Annotated in this window: 22 protein-coding genes; 20 read left to right on the top strand and 2 right to left on the bottom strand. The window is 38.5% G+C overall.

Annotated features, from left to right (window positions below; translation table 11 throughout):
- Positions 1-284 precede the first annotated feature (284 nt).
- The 8 genes from QFZ81_RS18320 to QFZ81_RS18285 all read left to right on the top strand — a co-directional run bounded on the left by QFZ81_RS18320 (position 285) and on the right by QFZ81_RS18285 (position 6,691).
- Positions 285-428, top strand: coding sequence for a hypothetical protein (locus tag QFZ81_RS18320; RefSeq protein ID WP_307603895.1), 144 nt, complete (start codon positions 285-287; stop codon positions 426-428).
- Between the two features lie 288 nt (positions 429-716).
- The gene (locus tag QFZ81_RS18315) at positions 717-1,595 is read left to right on the top strand and encodes a DUF4846 domain-containing protein (RefSeq protein ID WP_307603894.1); all 879 of its coding nucleotides are present in this window, start codon (positions 717-719) and stop codon (positions 1,593-1,595) included.
- A gap of 213 nt (positions 1,596-1,808) precedes the next feature.
- Positions 1,809-2,492 (top strand): hypothetical protein, encoded by a 684-nt coding sequence (locus tag QFZ81_RS18310; RefSeq protein WP_307603892.1) that lies wholly within the window; start codon positions 1,809-1,811, stop codon positions 2,490-2,492.
- 281 nt (positions 2,493-2,773) lie between these two features.
- Positions 2,774-3,415, top strand: coding sequence for a hypothetical protein (locus QFZ81_RS18305; RefSeq protein ID WP_307603890.1), 642 nt, complete (start codon positions 2,774-2,776; stop codon positions 3,413-3,415).
- Positions 3,416-3,585: 170 nt separating this feature from the next.
- Positions 3,586-4,161, top strand: a complete 576-nt coding sequence (locus QFZ81_RS18300) for a dihydrofolate reductase family protein (RefSeq protein WP_047685646.1) — start codon at positions 3,586-3,588, stop codon at positions 4,159-4,161.
- Positions 4,162-4,342: 181 nt separating this feature from the next.
- Positions 4,343-4,921 (top strand): hypothetical protein, encoded by a 579-nt coding sequence (locus QFZ81_RS18295; RefSeq protein ID WP_307603888.1) that lies wholly within the window; start codon positions 4,343-4,345, stop codon positions 4,919-4,921.
- 563 nt (positions 4,922-5,484) lie between these two features.
- On the top strand, positions 5,485-6,036 hold the full coding sequence (locus tag QFZ81_RS18290) for a hypothetical protein (RefSeq protein WP_307603886.1): 552 nt from the start codon (positions 5,485-5,487) through the stop codon (positions 6,034-6,036).
- A 391-nt stretch (positions 6,037-6,427) separates the two neighbouring features.
- Positions 6,428-6,691: a hypothetical protein gene (locus QFZ81_RS18285; RefSeq protein ID WP_307603884.1), complete on the top strand. Its 264-nt coding sequence runs from the start codon at positions 6,428-6,430 to the stop codon at positions 6,689-6,691.
- 173 nt (positions 6,692-6,864) lie between these two features.
- Here QFZ81_RS18285 and QFZ81_RS18280 read toward each other — a convergent pair whose 3' ends face one another.
- Positions 6,865-7,536, bottom strand: a complete 672-nt coding sequence (locus QFZ81_RS18280; protein WP_307603883.1) for a phospholipase D family nuclease — start codon at positions 7,534-7,536, stop codon at positions 6,865-6,867.
- Positions 7,537-7,880: 344 nt separating this feature from the next.
- Between QFZ81_RS18280 and QFZ81_RS18275 the strand changes: the two genes are divergently transcribed.
- The 8 genes from QFZ81_RS18275 (at position 7,881) to QFZ81_RS18240 (ending at position 13,592) form a co-directional block, all read left to right on the top strand.
- On the top strand, positions 7,881-8,108 hold the full coding sequence (locus QFZ81_RS18275) for a YolD-like family protein (RefSeq protein ID WP_307603881.1): 228 nt from the start codon (positions 7,881-7,883) through the stop codon (positions 8,106-8,108).
- A 233-nt stretch (positions 8,109-8,341) separates the two neighbouring features.
- A complete protein-coding gene (locus tag QFZ81_RS18270; protein ID WP_307603878.1) occupies positions 8,342-8,881 on the top strand; it encodes a hypothetical protein in 540 nt (179 codons plus the stop codon).
- A gap of 163 nt (positions 8,882-9,044) precedes the next feature.
- Positions 9,045-9,455, top strand: a complete 411-nt coding sequence (locus QFZ81_RS18265; protein WP_307603876.1) for a DUF3221 domain-containing protein — start codon at positions 9,045-9,047, stop codon at positions 9,453-9,455.
- Between the two features lie 425 nt (positions 9,456-9,880).
- Positions 9,881-10,468 carry a signal peptidase I gene (lepB, locus tag QFZ81_RS18260; RefSeq protein WP_307603874.1) on the top strand — a complete coding sequence of 196 codons (588 nt, stop codon included), beginning with the start codon at positions 9,881-9,883 and terminating at the stop codon, positions 10,466-10,468.
- A gap of 40 nt (positions 10,469-10,508) precedes the next feature.
- Complete coding sequence (locus QFZ81_RS18255) at positions 10,509-10,985, top strand: hypothetical protein (protein ID WP_307603872.1); 477 nt, start codon at positions 10,509-10,511, stop codon at positions 10,983-10,985.
- 159 nt (positions 10,986-11,144) lie between these two features.
- On the top strand, positions 11,145-11,561 hold the full coding sequence (locus QFZ81_RS18250; RefSeq protein ID WP_307603870.1) for an NUDIX hydrolase: 417 nt from the start codon (positions 11,145-11,147) through the stop codon (positions 11,559-11,561).
- A gap of 358 nt (positions 11,562-11,919) precedes the next feature.
- Entirely contained in the window at positions 11,920-12,861 is a 942-nt protein-coding gene (locus tag QFZ81_RS18245) for a phosphotransferase (RefSeq protein ID WP_307606950.1), read from the top strand.
- Between the two features lie 212 nt (positions 12,862-13,073).
- Positions 13,074-13,592 (top strand): AAA family ATPase, encoded by a 519-nt coding sequence (locus tag QFZ81_RS18240; RefSeq protein WP_307603868.1) that lies wholly within the window; start codon positions 13,074-13,076, stop codon positions 13,590-13,592.
- Positions 13,593-14,221: 629 nt separating this feature from the next.
- On the opposite strand, the gene QFZ81_RS18235 is transcribed toward QFZ81_RS18240, so the two are convergent.
- Positions 14,222-15,229, bottom strand: a complete 1,008-nt coding sequence (locus QFZ81_RS18235) for an IS1595 family transposase (protein WP_373463689.1) — start codon at positions 15,227-15,229, stop codon at positions 14,222-14,224.
- Between the two features lie 714 nt (positions 15,230-15,943).
- Between QFZ81_RS18235 and QFZ81_RS18230 the strand changes: the two genes are divergently transcribed.
- The 4 genes from QFZ81_RS18230 to QFZ81_RS18215 all read left to right on the top strand — a co-directional run bounded on the left by QFZ81_RS18230 (position 15,944) and on the right by QFZ81_RS18215 (position 18,857).
- Positions 15,944-16,486 carry an RNA polymerase sigma factor gene (locus QFZ81_RS18230; RefSeq protein ID WP_307603866.1) on the top strand — a complete coding sequence of 181 codons (543 nt, stop codon included), beginning with the start codon at positions 15,944-15,946 and terminating at the stop codon, positions 16,484-16,486.
- On the top strand, positions 16,479-17,417 hold the full coding sequence (locus QFZ81_RS18225) for a DUF4179 domain-containing protein (protein WP_307603864.1): 939 nt from the start codon (positions 16,479-16,481) through the stop codon (positions 17,415-17,417). The genes QFZ81_RS18230 and QFZ81_RS18225 overlap by 8 nt, the downstream gene beginning before the upstream one ends.
- 341 nt (positions 17,418-17,758) lie before the next feature.
- Positions 17,759-18,256 carry a GNAT family N-acetyltransferase gene (locus tag QFZ81_RS18220; RefSeq protein ID WP_307603862.1) on the top strand — a complete coding sequence of 166 codons (498 nt, stop codon included), beginning with the start codon at positions 17,759-17,761 and terminating at the stop codon, positions 18,254-18,256.
- 190 nt (positions 18,257-18,446) lie between these two features.
- Positions 18,447-18,857: a hypothetical protein gene (locus QFZ81_RS18215; protein ID WP_307603860.1), complete on the top strand. Its 411-nt coding sequence runs from the start codon at positions 18,447-18,449 to the stop codon at positions 18,855-18,857.
- Positions 18,858-19,046: the final 189 nt, after the last annotated feature.

Genomic DNA, 19,046 nt, shown 5'->3' with positions numbered 1-19,046 from the left:
GGCAGTAGAGCGCGGTGGATACTTATACTGAATAAGCAATTAATTTAAGGAAAGACGACATTTAATAAGGGTTCTTTGCTAAGTACTATTGAAAGTTCTAGTTCAGATGACGAGTTCTGGACACCAGTCTATTCCACACTACCAGTGGAGGCGGCATCAATGTCACATTGAATATTCAATGCGTAATATACAATATGATGTATTTTATGATATTTGACATACTATATATAGTGATATACACTAGAGTAGTACCAAAAAATTCCAATGAGAGAAGTGATTCCGCTATGGCAGCAAAAGGGCAAAGTAAAGTATCTTCAGACAGTATGGCTTCAAAGGCTTCAAAAGTTCTACAAAGTAGTAAATACTCTGCAACAACAAAGTCTTTAGCTGCTTCAGTGCTCTCTCAGTCAAAAAAAGGCAAGAATTAATTTTAAATTTGATTACTCTAAAACCAGACAACCACTCTGGTTTATTTTTTTGTTATTGTTCAAAATTTTCTCCCAATAGCAACTTGCACTCATTATGAATGTTTTTACTACATGGAAATATATGACGTTAAGTCGGTTAGGGAAGGAGCCGCACTGCACAGCTGAAAGTTCTGTTCGATCAGGCTTCAGGCAGCAACTATTCGCTCCGGAGGTCGTCTATTTAACGACGCCTCTATTTTCCAATGGATAGAGAGTATAGACAAAGGTCCATGAACGGAGCTGCTGCTGTTGAAGAAAAAATGGATAACGGTTACTGCACTTTCTGCGCTGCTGCTTAGTTCCTGCTCCGCCGCAGGGGAGGAGCGGTCGAAAGCCGCTGATGCTGTTTCGGGAACTAAATCCCACAAACAACAATTGATTCATGCGGAAGGAACAAACGTGATGGAACGGATAGCCGTCCCTAACGGTTATGAGAGGGTTCCTGTAGAGGATGCGTCATATGGGGATTATTTGCGGAATCTGCCTCTGAAGTCCCATGGCTCCAAGGTACATTTGTTTAATGGGGAGCTTAAGGCTAAAGAGGTTTACGAAGCTGTGCTCGATGTGGATGTAGGGGAGCGGGATCTGCAGCAGTGCGCCGATGCGGTTATGAGGCTACGGGCGGAATACCTGTATGGCAGTGGCAAGTATGATAAGATTCACTTCAATTTTACAAATGGCTTTAAAGCTGACTATGCAACATGGAGGAAAGGTAATCGGATTGATGTATCCGGCAACAAGGTCTCATGGACCAAACGGGGAGCGGCCTCCGACAGCTACGAGGTTTTTCGAAGTTATCTGAACATGGTATTTGCGTACGCGGGAACGTTGTCCTTGTCGAAGGAAATGAAGCAGGTGCCGCTGTCAGAGATGCAGGCTGGAGATGTGTTTCTGGAAGGGGGCACGCCGGGACATGCAATCGTCGTATTGGATATGGCTCAGAACCCCAAGACCGGTGAAAAGCTCTTTATCTTAGCTCAGGGCTACACGCCTGCGCAAGACATACACATTCTGGAGAATGAGGATAACGGGGAGGGGAATCCTTGGTATTCCACTGAGTTCGAGGGGAAGTTGAAATCCCCGGAATGGACATTTACAAGGGAACAACTGTACAGGTTCACAGATTAATGCCAAGGGAGAAGGCCCAATAGGATCTTCTTGTCCGGCGACACAAACTTATGCGCATAATCGCGAATGAACTTGACCCGTGTATCTGCTCACTCCACTAACGGGCAGATTAACACAATAGTATGAGACACCATAGTCCATGAGTAATTATTAAAGCGATGAAATTATATGGTATAATTTAGAAAATTAGAAACTACACATAGGATGGTAAAAATGTTTGATTGGATTGAGGAGACTATCCCCACCAACAGAAGTATGAAGCAAGTTCTTGGTAGGCGGTTTAATTTAAAAAAGGTTTCACTTGAATCTCCTGCATCTATGTCTGAATTAGCAAGATTGCTTTCTGCTGGCAGTGCGCTTCTTGCGGACAATATGATGAATGTCTATTCTGCTAAAGATGAAACTGTTCGTTATTTAATAATGAATGACATTGCGCCTCATTTTGAAGATGTAAAAATTGTTTATGTTGAAGATGAAATTGATGTTATTAATATGCAATATCTTAAGGAAGAATCAAAAAAAATGTTTGACAGCACGAATAACGGAATAATTCAGGTTATACATGACTTATTTAGAACTAATGACATGAGTATATGGACAGATGGTAAAAAAAGAGAACTTGCTCGTTACTCCGTTAAACTCAATGAGTTAGATAAGTATGTTATTGACAATACAAATGACATTCAGGATTTTTTCACAAAGGGATATTTTGACTTAGGTGAGGAGTTTGGCTTTATCCCAACTGGTTGGACACTTGTAGATGAATTGAAAGAATCGAAAGCATTGAGGTTCTTTGCAACCTTTATCCACTGTATAACATTAGTCGTTGATTTAAGTAATAAGCAAGTTGTTATGATACAGCTTTCAGGGGACCCTGAGATGAATACAGATGAATGAATGATATCTTTATCAGTGATTTCAAGACCATTAGAGGGGCCTGCTTTGCAGCAGCTCCTATTTGTGTATTAAACGGGCAGTAAAGCGTGGTGGATGCTTGCAATGAATAAGCCGTTAAGTGGTTGACTTAACTTCCTACGGAAGTAGCACTGAAAATATAAAACCACACACGTATTGAATGTACCTTCCAAGTCATAAGTATAAATCAATAGGATTATGTGGAAACAGTTTTATACCGAGCTTTAATAAAGTCCGTATAGAAAGGAAATGAGACGGTGTAGATGAGCAATAAATTTAAACAAGGACTGAATACAATTGAAATTCCATATGAAAAAAGTAAAATAGGGGTAACCGAAGCAAAATTAGAGATGAGAAATTTTAAACGTAGGTGGTTATTTGTTATTGTCACTATAATAGCTGCTTCTTTTGCTTTAGCGATTTTTGCACCTAACTACTTTACAAACAATCACCCGGAAAATCCTGTTGTCAGAACAATCGCATCATCCAACTCTTTTGATGTAACCGATACACGCAGACTTGTCGGGTGGGCAGATAATGTATTTGTCGGTAAAGTTATAAAACAGGATGGTACTAAATCATTAGATAGAGCTCCTGAAACTCAATTTAAAGTGGAAGTTTCTGATAATGTAAAAGGTATATTTAACGGTACAGTAATCGTAAATCAACAAGGTGGATTCAAAAGAAATGAATTAATACTAATTGAAAATGACCAATTACTTCACGAGGGACAATCATATTTATTTGTAACGAAACATTTGAAGGAAGAGAATTGGAATACCTTAGTACCTGTATACGGCGACATTCTAATTGCCAATGAAGAAGCAAAAAAAGAACTAATTAAGAAATACACAAAAGCTTATAAAAATGAAATCCCATTTAATATGAGCAAGTCATTAAACTAACGGAACTTTAGCTGAATAAAACACCCACGAGGCTGCCACGTGAATGATAGGGCAGTCTCGTTACGCTATCGGGCAGTTTAGCTTAGCAATCCATAAGAAACAATCCAAGCTGAAATGTGCTAAAATGTAACTAAATGTAGACATCCCTCATGAACAAAGGAGCACTGAAAATGAGAAAACTCGTTCTATTTTTGCACGCATCGCTTGACGGTTTTGTAGAAGGGCCAAACGGTGCAATGGACATTGGCTGGATTTCCTACGATGGTGATTTAGAGAAATACGCGAAAGAAATTCTAAGTACTGCCGACACCGTCATTTGGGGACGAGGGACTTATCAATTAATGCACGGTTATTGGCCATCTGTGCCTTCGAACCCATCAGCTTCGCAGCATGAACGGAATCATGCCGAGTGGATCGATAAGACAGCCAAAATCGTTTTTTCCACGACGCTGGACAAAGTCGAATGGAACAATTCCAGACTGGTGAAAGAAGATGTCGAGGAAGAGATCAAGAACCTCAAACAGCAGCCAGGCAAGGATATGGTCATCCTCGGCAGTCCTAGGATCGCACACCACCTTATGCAGCTTGATTTAATCGATGAGTATAAAATTACGGTTTCTCCCGTCCTGATCGGCAGCGGGTTGCCGTTATTCCAAGGTCTCAAGGAGAAGGTCAATCTTAAACTTATCGAAAACAAGACCTTTGATTCTGGAGCCATAGGTCTCGTTTACCAGTCGGTTAGATGACCTTTGTCTCCTAAAATAGATTACGCTAACGGAAAACGATAGCGCAATATCAAGCGAAAGCCGCCAAGATGGCGGCTTTATTGTGCTAACGGACAGTTTACAATATCTATTGGAACAATCATGCCCCCTATGACGTCTAATAATCAATGATCAATAATAAGCACCTAGGAGGTGATTGTTAATGAAACAATACATAAAGGTGAAGATTGTGTTTCTGATAGTAACCCTTCTATTTACCGCCTGTGGTGCAAAAAATGGTAAGACGCAGGAGCCATCAACATTGGACCCCGCCACTAAGAAATTGATGGCAGGGCCAAAGCTTATTCACAAAGATGACCAATTCGAGATGAAACTGAACATTGTGAAGACGAAATTCAAAGTAGGCGAACCGATCGTTTACTCTGCATCGCTCACTTACATTGGAAACAACAATTCAATCTTAATCTGGGGCGGTCATACTTACATTCTGTTTTCCGTGACAGATGGCAAAAAAATTAAGATGGAGGGCGTGAATACGGCAGAACTGACCGCTACGAAATTGAATCAAGGAGAAACACGCGAATATCCTTTTTTCAAAAGCGGTGGCTACTCCGCTAATGACCCTGATGCGGGATTCTGGAAGAAATTTTATGCAGAAAAAGATCTGATACTACCAGCAGGAACTTACCTAATCACAGCCAGAAGTGAATTTTCGTTAACAGAGAAAGTTATAGATAGCCATTATAACGGTGAAGTACACACGACAATTACCGTGGAATAAGGAGTAGGCGAAGCGGGCAATCCATGGCAGACTTTTGTTAAACTAACGAAAACTATAGCTCTATAATATTGTAAGGCTTCATAGCACGCTATAAGTAAGGAGTTCATTTTTATGAGATATCTGATGGGAAAAGGGAGTAACAGAAGGAAGTTACCAATTATACGCGAACTTAATTTCAAACATTCAATTCCCCATTAAAATGCTTTTAGGAATGGATGATGTGATTAATTATAACTTTAGACTTTTACCGTTTATTATGGGTGCTATCGTTTGGATATTTATCGCAATTTTGTTTTGTAGGCGGAAAAATCGTACACATCATTAACCTAATGGAAACGATAGCGCGGCGATGGAACCGATCCATCGCTTATTTAGGTTATTTCGTAATTCGCTCAACAAACTGGCAGATAGCGTGATGGTGTCTAGGAGTCAAGTGCATTGCTTATGCTTAACATTGGTGCAGTTTAAGCAGTAACTTTCCATACATTGGTAACGTATAAATGTTTGAGTTTAAAGCTGCAGCAATGTCTCTTTTTAAGTGTTTTAATGAGGGGGTGGTTTTCTTGTCAAATAAATTGAAAATCATTTTATTTTTCTCCATTGCTACGATATTCATTGTAATTATGAGCATCGGACTAAAAGACGATATACGAGGAATTGAAAAAGCTGTTCTTTCTTTAAACCAGCCTATGACAAACCTTGCTCATATTGAAGTATTAGAAAATAAGAAAGCTATCGCTTTTTATGAATGGGGTACTGCACCAGGAGAGTATTTTGGTATGGCAATATTAAAGAAAAATCTTTTTGGTTGGCATTTTAATGGCGGCTCAACTTCGCAAACTCCAAAGGATTATAAGTTAGGTTGGTCTTTTAGTAACTTGAAGGGAGAGTTTTCAGATTATACGGATATTATATATGGAAAAATTTTCGATTCAGATATTGAAAGCGTACTTGTTACAACTAACAAAGGAAAGCAATATTCAGCAAAAATAATTGAATATAATAATGGCGCAAGGTTATGGTTCTTAATAACAGATGGTGTAGAACTATTGGGTGCCACAGTTATGGGGCTTTCTAAAAATGGCGAAATTATTGAAAAGATTCCAAGTAGATAAATATTATACTCCGCCTTTCGCTCAACTAACGAAAGAACATTAGTTTAATACATTTTTGCGAAATTATGTAACTATTACGGTATTATCACGTCTAATATAGGTAATTTTATTTAGTTTTGAAGGGGCTTGGAATGGACCGCGAAAAAACATTCATTATAGCTGTTACGGGATTTTTAGCTTTACTGGTAGTGTTCATTTATTTAATTCCTTTTGCAGGGAATTTCGTAGCAAATACAAGATTTGAAGGATACGCTAGGAGCGTTGGTATTAGAATTATAAAAGAATCCCCACCTCTCCCCAGTGTTACTTCGGGGCGAACGCAAATTCCAGTTATCCAGAGTAGTTATTGTTGGGCAATTTAGGATGTGCAGATTATGCTGGAGGAACTGCAATGTTAAAAGGGGTCACTCCTACTGCTGTAACTCCTGAAGGGGACATTAAAGTTTCGTTTGCTTATAAACCAGCACCTAATGGGTTGGATATTCAGCAATTCGTTGATGAAAAAACAATAAAAATTCCTTTGAAGAATGGCTCTTTTAATGCCCCAAAAGAAAAAGGTATTTATTACTACAGTATTTTTGCATTCTGGACAACCGATGATGGTAAATTTTCGAAAGGTGATACATCATCAGTTTTTGCTATTGAAGTTAGATGATTAAGCTAACGAAAGAACGTTAGTTCAAAAGATCTGCTGCCTAATAAATTTTGAAAAGTAAAAGAGAAGTATTGAAATGAGGCAATAAATACTGGCGAAGGTGTTATATAAAGGGGTGTTTTAAATCTTAAAAAAATACCCTGCTGGACACGAAAAACCCAGCAGGGTTAATATTATTTCGCGATGCTTATACTAAATTTTTCAAAGCCCTTCGTATCATTCCACATGCGGTCAAATTGTTCTGAAAAGTTTTTCGCTACTGATTCATTACTTATTGCAACCAGCACTTCGTCATTCGTTGTACTGGCTGCTTTTGAATAGTTATACGATCCGGTGGTTACTACCTTTTTATCTGCAATAGTCACCTTTAAATGCATGAGTCCACTATGTTTATTTATCTTAATCGATATACCAGCACTTCCCAAAAGTTTTAAAGCCTCTAACTCAGTTTTACCTTTTGATTCTATTTTATCAGTGATAATACGAACGGACACACCACGCTTCTTAGCAGCTTTAATTGCGTTGACAATGTCGGGATGAGTTATGCTGTAAATTGCAACATCGAGCGATTCCTTAGATGAATCAATAACATCGATCAATGCTTTTTCAGGATGCTGTCCTGCTTGAGTAAAATAGTATTTGGTATCATTTGATGGTGTTGTTTGATCTGCTTTAGAAGAGTAATCGAGTGGCTTCGGAGTAGTTGTGTCGGTAGCTGCAAGAGGAGCAGGCTGAATAGTTGCTACAGATGTTGAGGTTTGATTTGATGAGACCGGAGCAGCTTTGGTGCATCCGGACAAAACCATGACAAATACTAGAGTTGATAGTACGATAATCTTGCGCATAACCACATCTCCTTTACGTTTATAGCATTAGTATTGCATGGTTTAAGGCATGTCTGCAAATGCGACAAATACTAGTAAAATCAAACAAATTATCCTTCTCCGTTTGTGGTAACCAACTAAACGGGTTCCGGCACAATCCATGCGGTTGCTTTTTTTGATTGGATCAAGCAATTCAAATAACGAGAAACAATGGTTCATTAGCACAGAGGGCTACCGATCTTTTAATCGGAAGCCCTCTGTGCTAATGGTGAGAATAATGGATTGACCTCTAACTCTTTACCATTCATACTACTAAAAGTATAATGATTTCAGAACAATTGTTCTGGAAGTGGAGTGGAGTAATAATGAGTAATAGTAATCGAGAGATTAAAATGATAGCCAATGTAATGACTAATGCCTTACTAAGCCAGCAATTTATTACTGTAAAGATTTATAATGAGACTGGTGATGAGCAAATTACAGGCCTAATAACCAAAATTAATCAAGAGATAAGAAGCGTGAAGATATCCCACGAAAATGGTACTGATTGGGTACCATTTGACGATATCTTGACTGTAGAATTGGTGGTATAATTCTTTTGCTTTGAAAGTACCAAAGGGAGGCATGCTAGGAACACAGCATGCTTATTTTCGCTGAAGTCACTCCGCTAACGGGCAGGATACTCATACAAATCCCCACTATTTGGGGTTATATAAATTTGCAACATATTGACTCATTTTGCGTCTAATATCAATTGATAGTTATTTGGATAAAATGAGGTGAGATAGAATTGATCTTTATAAGAACGATTTGGATATGCCTGTTCATGTTGTTGATGCTAACCGCTTGTAGGGGAGGATTAGAAACAGATTCTTCAGTGTATCAGATGAGTCCAATGGAAACATTCCAAAGCGAGATTACGCCAATTTTAAAAACTGCTATAAACAAACAATTTCCGAATAATGATAATGCGTTTGATGCGTTTGACGAGCAGGCAGTGTGTTATTACGAAGACGAAGATGAAAATAACCCCAAAATGGTCTTTCTTGTCTACAAAGAAGATACAAAAGAAATGATAGAAATTCGCAAAGAGCTAGAAGAGAAATTCGGAAAAAAAGTAGTATTTAAGAAAGCAAAATATAAACCAAAATTTATTCGTGATATGGCAACAGAAATAAGTGTTTACTTATTCTCTATACGGAACAAGAACAATACGAATATTAACTCTGCCCATTGGAATGCAAAAGAGGAAGTAATCGAGATTGAAGGTAAACTATCAAATGATCAAATTAATGACTTGAACAATAAGTTTGATCCTAAAATGTTGAAGTTCATAAATAATGAGTTACATCCAGCGGCATTTTAGAAAGGTAGATCACATCACTCGCTTCTCAGATTCAGCTAACGAAGAACGATAGTTGAGGGGCTTGCTTCGCGGCAGCTCCTCTTTTGTTTATTAAAGTAACGGGCAACATAATCATTAATGATGTAGAGTAGAAACCAAAGGATTACCACGAATATAAGAGGGGTTGAATATTATTAATAAAATGAAAAGCCTTATTGTCATATTGCTTTCTTTCATGGTTGTTATCGCATGTTCTAATAACAAGGCGAACCGAACTGAGGAAACGAACATACCCGAGACTTCAGATGTTAAACGCCAAGGAATTATTGTTGATAAACAAATTGTGAATACTCAATCGTACCGTGTTCTAATGGTAACAGGCATAACTACTGATGAATTGAATAATCAATCAATCGAAGAAATACTTAATAAAGCTATGCAGGAAATGAATGTTGCATGGTATGTCGTTGACCAAGAAACCTATGGCAAACTAAAGCCAAGACAGAAAGTTGAGATTACTTCAGGAAACAAACAAAAGGATTCTAACCCTCCAATTCGTGATGCCAAGAGAGTAGAAATTAAAGCGACATATTGAGAAGATTAAACTAACGAGGAACGATAGTTGAAGGGAACATATAGATTAACATAGCCATAAAGAAAAGGAACACCTGTGAGATAAGCACACCGATACGCAGATTCAATAAATCCCTGAGAGTTATAACCAAAAGCCTGGTCATTTGACCAGGTTCTATTTCCTGTATAAAAGGAATTTGACAGCACGATTGACAGGCTATCCGTCAACAAATGAAAAAGGAGCTGCCGCATAGCATGCTCCTCATATGTTCTGTGTTAGCCTAAAAATTGATTTGCAAAAAGTAAAACTATGCATGCTAAACAACGTCGTTATGATATTGATACGCTAAAAGGATATTATTTACCTAATGTGAAATTCACGATATATTTGGAATTTTTTAGGCTTTATTTCTCTTTTTCGAGTAATATAAGAAAGGAGGGGATTTTATGAATAAAGTTGCACATATAATGATTTTTTTAGCTTTCGTTCTGTTAACGGGGTGTAGTGAAAAACAACCTATTACAGATGAACTGACGAAGTACGATTTGCCAATTACCGAAAAGCTCGATTCCAATCAGATCATACATGTCATAAAGAGTGATGGCATGTACCGTTCTGAACAGTATAGCGGCAATTCGCAATTGGTGATTGACCGAGGTTTTTACGATAACAAAGGAATCAATAGAGGTGACGTCGTTTATTTTGATACAGAGGCAAGTGATGAACAAATAAAAAATGGTAACCAAACGCAATACGATATTGCAAGAGTCATTGGACTTCCTGGTGAAATGGTTACCATACAGAAAGGTCAAGTATTTATCAATAATCGTAAACTAGATACATTCTACGGGAAAGAATATTACACAAGTGGTTTTATCAACGGGACTGAAAAGGCGCATTCCATAGATGAAGTGAAACTCACAGAAGGTCATTATTTTCTTGTTGGTGATGTTTGGTGGAGAAGTGGCTTTAATGAACATGTATCCAAAGATAGAATCAAAGGGAAAATCGTGGGGTGGATGAAGAAGAAATGAAAAGAAAAAAATTCTTTAGCTGGGAAGGAGCTTACAGTCTATGGACTATCCATTCAAACAACTATTTATGAGAAAAATCATAAGTGCGGCAATAGCGACCTTCTTTTTCTCCATCATCTACGCTTGGTTGAAGCCTGATCTATTCGGTGTCGGAAGCATATATTCCATTGGTGACCACTCACGTGAAGCATTTCGAATGATCAACGTCTATATGCTGTATGCCGCACCCGCAATTTACATTTATGGAATTTCTACCTCACTGATCAGTGAACTGATCGCACGTGCTGTTACCCACCGCCAATGGTTGCGGCTGACTGTCTCGACGATATTTCATTGCGCCTTCGGGCTTATTTTACTGTACATCAGCCTCTTAGCGTCCTTCCTTTTCTTACTTTGTGATACTATGCTTGCTATAAACATGAAGAAACCGCTCAATTTGAAACTAACCATCGCAAGCCCTCTTTTCCCACTATGCTTGTGGTTCATGAGCGTTGCTTATATTAATATTACAGGATAGAGAGCTGCTATTCAGTCTAAGTTCCGTTCGGATCGGGCAACTTTTTTGAAGGGCTGCCGCGATTAGCAGCCCTTTGTTACGCTAACGGGCAGGATAGTTTGGTAAGATTATCGAATAAATGTATACTCGGAAGAATTATACAAATAAGGGGATCGGCTCATGCAAGGGTATAACGTTCTTATGATATACAGTAAAGATATGGATCGGCTGTTAATGTGTAAACGATTAAAGAACCCCTATAAAGGTTTAAGTAATTTGGTTGGCGGCAAAATCGAGAGTGGAGAAACGGGGATTGAAGCTGCTTACAGAGAACTATTTGAAGAAACTAGCATTTCAAAAGAAGATGTTACTTTGCATCATATAATGGATTTTAAATACTATTTGCATCATTGTTATGTTGAAGTTTATGTCGGTAAATTGAAGCGTGATGTCTTGGTCTCTGGAGATGAAAATGAATTATATTGGTCAGGTTTGGATCAAGATTTTTTCGACATGACCCTATTTGCAGGCGAAGGAAATATAGGACATATGATTGAACAAGTGAAGATGAGCAACAGTGTATTTCTAACTGATTGAACACTTTCCGCTCAACTATCGTAAGAACTTTAGCGGAGGAGACTGCATCGCGGCAGCTCCTCTTTTCTAGTTCATTCAAGTAACGGGCAGGATAGTTGAACACTCATAAATAACTAGAAGGTATATCGGGTAGCCTATGACATTCATCAAAAAAAAGCCTTTGGAATAAAATCCAAAGGCTTTTTGTATGACTATTTTTTTCGAGACCTTATTCAACATCTTAACAATTCATAAAGAAAAAGTCTATACTTTCGGTAAAATTTTATTTACTATTGGGTTGCCGGCAAAAACTTAAAAAATGGAGTGTTGTTCAATGGATATTACTTGCCACCTCGATCAAGCTGATTTACAGGATTATATGGGGAAGGTTTTTGGTACCGGTTATTTAGTTGCTAGTGTATCGAAAATGCATGGCGGTGCACAAAAGGTGGTCTACAAGATCGACTGCAGCAATGGATTTTCCTGCGTTTTGTATGTGTGGGATCTTACCATGAATTATTTTCAAGAAGAAATAGCAAACAAAGATATAAATGAACAATCCTATGGAAGTGATCTATTTGAATTAAACAACAAATATTTAACACATCATGGAATTCAGACCCCCTTTCTTTATGATCTGAATAAGGAAAGAAACCGTTACCCTTTTGATTATGCCCTCGTTGAATATCTAGATGGACATAAGGCAGAAGTCTATTTCAATCATTCCGATTCACGAGTTCAAGATAAAGTGTTTCAGCGGTTGGGGGATATGCTTACTGGTATGCATACCAACAAAAGACATACCTATGGGAAACCAAATCATAGCGGGATCAACACAGAAAATTGTCATCACTTGCAAATGGAAAATGCAAAAGTGCAGTTATCTTATGCCTCCCAACATATTGAGAGCATCAGGTCCAATCAAAGCAAACTACTCGATACTTTGTATCAGCTTGAATCAAGAATTAAACCTAGAACGCAGTATGGGTTTATTCACGGAGAGCTGGGTCCTGACCATGTTTTGGTTAATGACAAACTAGAACCATTTTTGATCGATATCGAAGGGGCTATGTTCTTTGATATTGAGCATGAACACAGTTTTTTAGAGTTACGGTTTGGGGATTTCTATCGGTATCTAAAGAACGATACTCTCGATCCTAACAGAATGTTGTTCTATCGATTCCACCACCATTTATCGTTAACCTCGGGTGGTTTGAAGCTGCTTCATAGAGGATTTCCAGATCAACAATTTGCAAAAGGTCTAGCCGATCATCATTCCCAATGTGCATTGCGATTTATTGAAGGTTTTAATATACAATAGACGTAGACAATCCGAAATATGCTCCTGGTCGTGAAGCTAACGAGAACGATAGTTGAATGAATGGAGTGTAAACCAGTCCGTTTTACGGGTTGGTTTTTTCAGTTCATAAGATAAGTTATGTACTGAAATTGTCGTTGAGCGATTGGGCAGGATTGATGAAGAATATCGAGAATAATACGATTATAAATTGACTAGTAAAGGGATGATTACGAATGGGTAATGAAATTTCTATAATGGAGCAAAAGGTACCCCTATTTATCGTAACAGGTTCTAGTGGATCGGGAAAAACCTACGTTATCAAAGAACTGCGAAGAATATTGCCAGATTTTGATATCTTTGATATCGATAATCTCCGCGAGGTAGGTATTTCAGACGAGCAACAAATACGGAACGTTTGGCTTCGTGTTGCGCGAAATACTGCAGAAAGTGGACGGATGACTATAATATGTGGAACAGCAATGACTTGGGATATTGAAAAATGTATTGACTTTCCTTATTTTAAGCATATTTATTACCTGAATTTACATTGTGATGATGAGACTCGTGAGAAACGATTACGTGAAAGAAATTGGCCAGAAGAAATGATTCAAGACTATAAGAAATTTGCAAATTGGTTGTTTGAAAATGCGGATAAGGAATATACCCCACCAATGCCGATTGTTGATACTACTGTAGCCGACGTAGCTGATGTAGCAGCTCAGATAAAAAAATGGGTTCTTCAATACGCTTGAACTAACGGAAACGATAGTTGAACATCGAAAGGGCTGCCATGTGGTAGCCCTCTTCATTACGCTAACAGGCAGTATCAGACATGCACATCAAATATTGAACGGCACATTTGGTTGATTCTCGACTAATAGCCATTAATTTGCAATCCCAAATATTACCTCTAAACTTTTAGGCTTTGTTAAATCTTAATGTTGATTTTGGACCCAAAAGAAAACCGCCAACAGAAATAGGCGGTTAACTGCACAGATTTCTACCTTGCAATGCTACGACGTAGGTTTGTTAAAAGATGAATAATCAATAAAATGACAGATTGGACACCCCAAAAAACAACCCATTCTGGCTGCCATGAGTCAGAATAATGCAACATGCTTAATTTAAGTAATGCATAATAGGATACGCTGGTGATGAACCAACTTAGTAAAAATGTTTTCCAGAAACTCATTCTTGAAAAGATTACGAGCGTTCCAAAAATTAGAGGGGCGAAAGGTCCAATTATCAGATGTACGGCTGTACCATTAAATATGTCTCGCTTGGTTTCCAAAACGACTCCATATATTACAATGGAAATCAAAATCGTAAGCACGGCAATTAAACTTAAGTTCCTTTTCAAATCGTCACACCTTTCTAATGTTTAGCATGAAAAAGCGGTTCGCCGAAGTTTTGTGTTCGTCTCGTTTACAGTAAACAGGCAAGAGCTAACCAACATATGCTTCTTATTTGACGTCGTATTCTCATATTCCTTGCTGTCTAAATAGCGGAACCAAGCCAAATAATGTTGCAGATACTTCGTTGCAACGCCGCTGTTCACGTTCTGAATGTGGTAAACGCCCTTCACACGCTGTTTCCCATCGGACTTGAAGCGGTAATGGTCTAACCCTTTCGAATTGGCGTAGGAACTGAATGCCCGCCATGAATCAGTACAAAGTACATTCGAATCTGATAAATGACCGCCAATCGCTTCATCCAATTTTGTAGTCCGAATACGCCCGCGCCCAAGAACACCAGAGAAAGTCATCTTCTGACGGTCACGAGCAACCAGTACGCATATTTGGTCGTTGCTTATTCCACGGTATTTAGCTACGCCACCACGTTTACGAGGCTTGCGTTCTGATATGTTCCGTCTGCCCTTTTCAGAGTAGAGGAAATAGGTCTCGTCCATTTCGACGATACCCTGGAATGTTTCGGTTGGAATTTGCTTCAATGCAGCAAGTATCTTATGCCGCCAGTAAAACAGGGTCACATACGAAACCTCATCGTTCAGTATTTCGGCGCATTTTCTCAGCGAAAAGCCTTCAATCATGCATTCGATGAATCGAACCCAAAGGTGTGGTCTCCTTGTCCGTTGCAGAGGGGTATTAGTAAGGTCGTTGAACGTTTGACAACAGGCTTTACAGCGATAACGTTGTCGTTTAACTCCTCCTGCACGGGTTTTAATAACGTATTTCCCGAACCTCACAACCGAATGGCTGTCACAATGTGGGCAAACAAGACCATCTTTATGCTTTTGCTCTTGGATTTCGTCAATCGCACGAATTGGAGCAGACAAAGGTTTCATTCTAGTCTGTAAGAAATAAACAAGTTCTTGTTTACCGCTATAATCTAAGGTTTCAGCAAGTTTCTTGATTTCGTTTAAATCCATTGTTAATCAACTCCGAACAACCGTTATACCTATAATTGTAGAACAATAGTTCGTATTATTCAATTATCAACATTAGGAAATAACATAGCCAACTTTTAAGAAACAATATTGTTCTCCCAAACGTCTATAACAGCAGTAATCCAATTTGGGGAAATTCAAATGAAAACGATGTATATGATATCCGCAGCTGTTATTGTTATTGGTTCAGTATCTTTGCTGTAAACGCTACACAGGGAAGGGTGATTAGGTTCTATACAAAATATTCATAAGGCTTACCCTGACGAAAACTCTATTTCCCATCAGATTCATCCTGACAGACAGGTATATGTTGTGAGCAAGCCTTAAAGAACAATCTGGAAAACTCGTACAAACGGACAAGAGAGTCTTTGTATAAGTTTTTTGGAATAAATCATGTTGTCATACAAATTAACCGTGCCTTTCGGAACGGTTTTTTTTTGGAATAAAATTCTTATCATTTGTCGAAATTAATAACTTGATCTCATTCCCATTTTGACCCATTAAATTGATCCAAGTTCAGTTCTTGTTATCGTGCAAATTCTGATTTTAACCTAGTTTCTAAGGTGTGCTGTTGATCGATCTCACGGATCGTCGCTTATAAATTAACTTATTTATTATGACTAACAAAACTTTCCTTCCTTGTGGAATGAACCATTTGAGCTGCCCGATACTCTTAGACAAAAGAGAGGTGAACACATGCTAGTGGTAAACGAGGTTAAAAACGCAAAAAAAGGGGACAAGGAGGCTTTGCTGAAGTTAATCTTAGCCGAGAAAGACGCGTATTATCGGCTTGCTTTTTCTTATATGAGGAATGAAGCGGACGCCATGGATGTTCTGGAGGATATGATCGTGAAGCTCTACGAGCAAATTGGTCAATTAAAGAAAGAAGAATCCTTTTACTCGTGGAGCAAGACCATTCTGGTTAATCGATGCAAGCAGGCGCTGAAAAAAAACAAAAAGGTCATACCGTTTGAAAATCCGCTTGAAGATTGTAACGGATTTAGCAGACACGCAGGGATGTCTGATTACCGGCATGTAGAAGAGCAAATGGATCTTCAATCGCTGATGGTTCAATTGAACGATGACCAAAGTGAAGCCATACGTCTCAAATATTATCTTGATCTAGATTATGGGACGATTGCCACGTTGACTCGCGTTTCACCGGGAACTGTCAAATCAAGAATTTTCGAAGGATTGAAGAAGCTGAGAATATTATATGGGAGGGATTTAGATGAGTAACATTGAAGATCGGTTGTTGGATGAGAAAGTGCGCCTAAGCGAACTTCCCGTCCCCGAAGAGCTGGAAGCAAGATTGAGAAAGGCACTGAATGCCGCAGTCCCCAGGAGAAAAACGATACGGAATGTAAAAAGCGGTTGGAGAATCGCGGTGGCCGTCCTTGCGATTATGCTGTTCGCGGGCAACCAATATCATGCGTTAGCCTATTATAGCATGACGCTGCTGGGCTTCGACGGAGTCCCAAACGGCACACTTCGTGAGCTGAACAAGCAGGGAAAAGGTCAAACTTTGAACGAGCAAATCCAACTCGCGAACGGAACACTACTTACCATCAATGGCCTTATGTCGGATGAAAATCAGATTATAGTGTTCTATACCTTGAACAATCCGAATGGATTTCAAAATTACGACAGTTTAATTCCTATTCGGATCAAAGGATTTCGAACGGATTCCCGATTTACATCTGATAGTTCCGGGCCAATCGAAGGGCAAACCGAGACCAAAGGATTCTTGACTTTCGAGCCGGTCAGCCCGCTTGCCAAGAAATTAACGCTTTCGTATTGGGATGAGCTTCCGGAGAAAGATCAAAGACGGGAGAAGCATATTACATTCCCGTACCACCCGGACGAAGCAATGACTACCAAGATCAAACAGGACGTAAATGTTACCGTTGATGGCCAGACGATAACTATTGGCACAATCACCGCAACTCCGACGATGACTTCGATTGAAGGTACTCTTCAAGCGGGACTGGTCGATCTGAACGAAATTGATCTGATCGCCAATGGAGAATCGGTACATCTGATCACCAGCGAAGTATCGCACCGAACCCAAGAATTTTCACTGCAGTATCCTGCCCTCCCGGAAAATCTTCACTCCTTGCAGCTAATCTTTAAGAAAACGGGTGACACGGTGCAGATTCCTATTAAGTAAGATAAAGGGGATAGTTAGTCCAAATGTATTCAGTGGACGTTATCCCGGTATGTAACCATACAGGTTGTTAATTGAAAACGGCTAGGATGCTGAAATCGTCGTATTGGTTCTTAACGGGTTTTACCTATTGAATAATAGTAGATACGATATCTAAACTTTGATTCGACTATTTCATCATTGAACTAACGGAAAACTATAGTTGAACAAACGTAAAAAGGCTGCCACGTTCAGCCTATTGTGCTAACGGGCAGGAATGTTGAATATTGGAATGGAATTACTTTATTCTCTAATATTAGGAGAGGTGATCAATTATCAGAATACTTGAGACGGGACGATTATACTTGAGGGAACTCGAGGTAAGTGATAAGAATGAGTTATCGAAGGTTCTTTCTGATCCGGAATCCATGCAATACTATCCTCATTCATTTAGCGAAGAGGAAGTGGAGAATTGGATACGATGGAACATCGAAAACTATAGGAAGTATAAGCATGGACTATGGGCTGTAATTTTAGAAGAAGACGGAAAATTTATTGGGGATTGCGGTATAACGATGCAAAATATCGAAAATGAAATAGTACCAGAGATCGGTTTTCATATTAATAGAGAATATTGGAATAAAGGCTATGCAACTGAAGCAGCTTTTGCCTGCAAAGAATATGCATTTAATGTTTTACGTTATCCAAGTATATTTTCGTATACCACTACAAAAAATGTTCCTTCACTAAAAGTCGCAGAGAAAATCGGGATGCAGTTTTTTAAATTTATTGAGAAGAATAGTGAAAAGCAGATTGTTCAAGTTGCATATAACAATGCAACAATGACCTCAATATTTGATTAAGCTAATGCAAAACGATAGCGAAAAGAATAGTTGCTTAAGCTGCAATAATGAATAACTTGAAGAATCTTAAGAAAAACAATGTCTAATTGGATTTTCTGTTGGTTTTATTCTTACAGGAATTGTGTTTTACTTTATCAAACGTTAGTAAACACTTGTAGATGTTATGACGAATTAAAAAAAGGAGAAATTTATGAGAAAAAGATTAATTAACGTGATGGTTATATGTCTCGCAGTTTTATTCGTATTTAGTTTGATTGGTTGCAGTAATACTGTAAAGAAAGCTTCAACGGATATAACCTTTGAGCAAACAATCGATGGAAAACTTAACAATATTACTAATCCAAAGGATTATAACGTATCCTCTAATCCATATGACTATATTAAAGGTGTAGATAGTAATAAGGATTACAAATACATTGTTTTGCAAGGAGAAGAGTCTTTAAATTATATGCTCAACAAATTTGCTAATCATGATAAAAATGGATTAGAAGAATATATTATGGCAATCGCCTGTTCTGAAATACTAAAAGAGGATACTGCATCTAAAAAGTGGGCCTCTGGTAGGGAATGGTATGATAACTATATTAAAGCGAATAAGTAATATTAACTCGTAATCTTCTTAACCACTTCTGGATAATGGCTGATGAGCAGATCAAGCAACCATTACGCTAACGGAAACGATAGCACAATAAGTAGCAAGAGAAGGCATTGGTTTAGTTTTTTGTATCTCGTAACGGGTAAATCTTTTGAAAAGGTAGATGATTGAATTGTACCTTCCTACATCATTGTA

This window comes from Paenibacillus sp. V4I9, assembly GCF_030817295.1.
Lineage (GTDB): Bacteria > Bacillota > Bacilli > Paenibacillales > NBRC-103111 > Paenibacillus_E.
The sequence above is the reverse complement of the archived record's forward strand: the minus strand, read 5'-3'. Positions and strand labels throughout refer to the sequence as shown.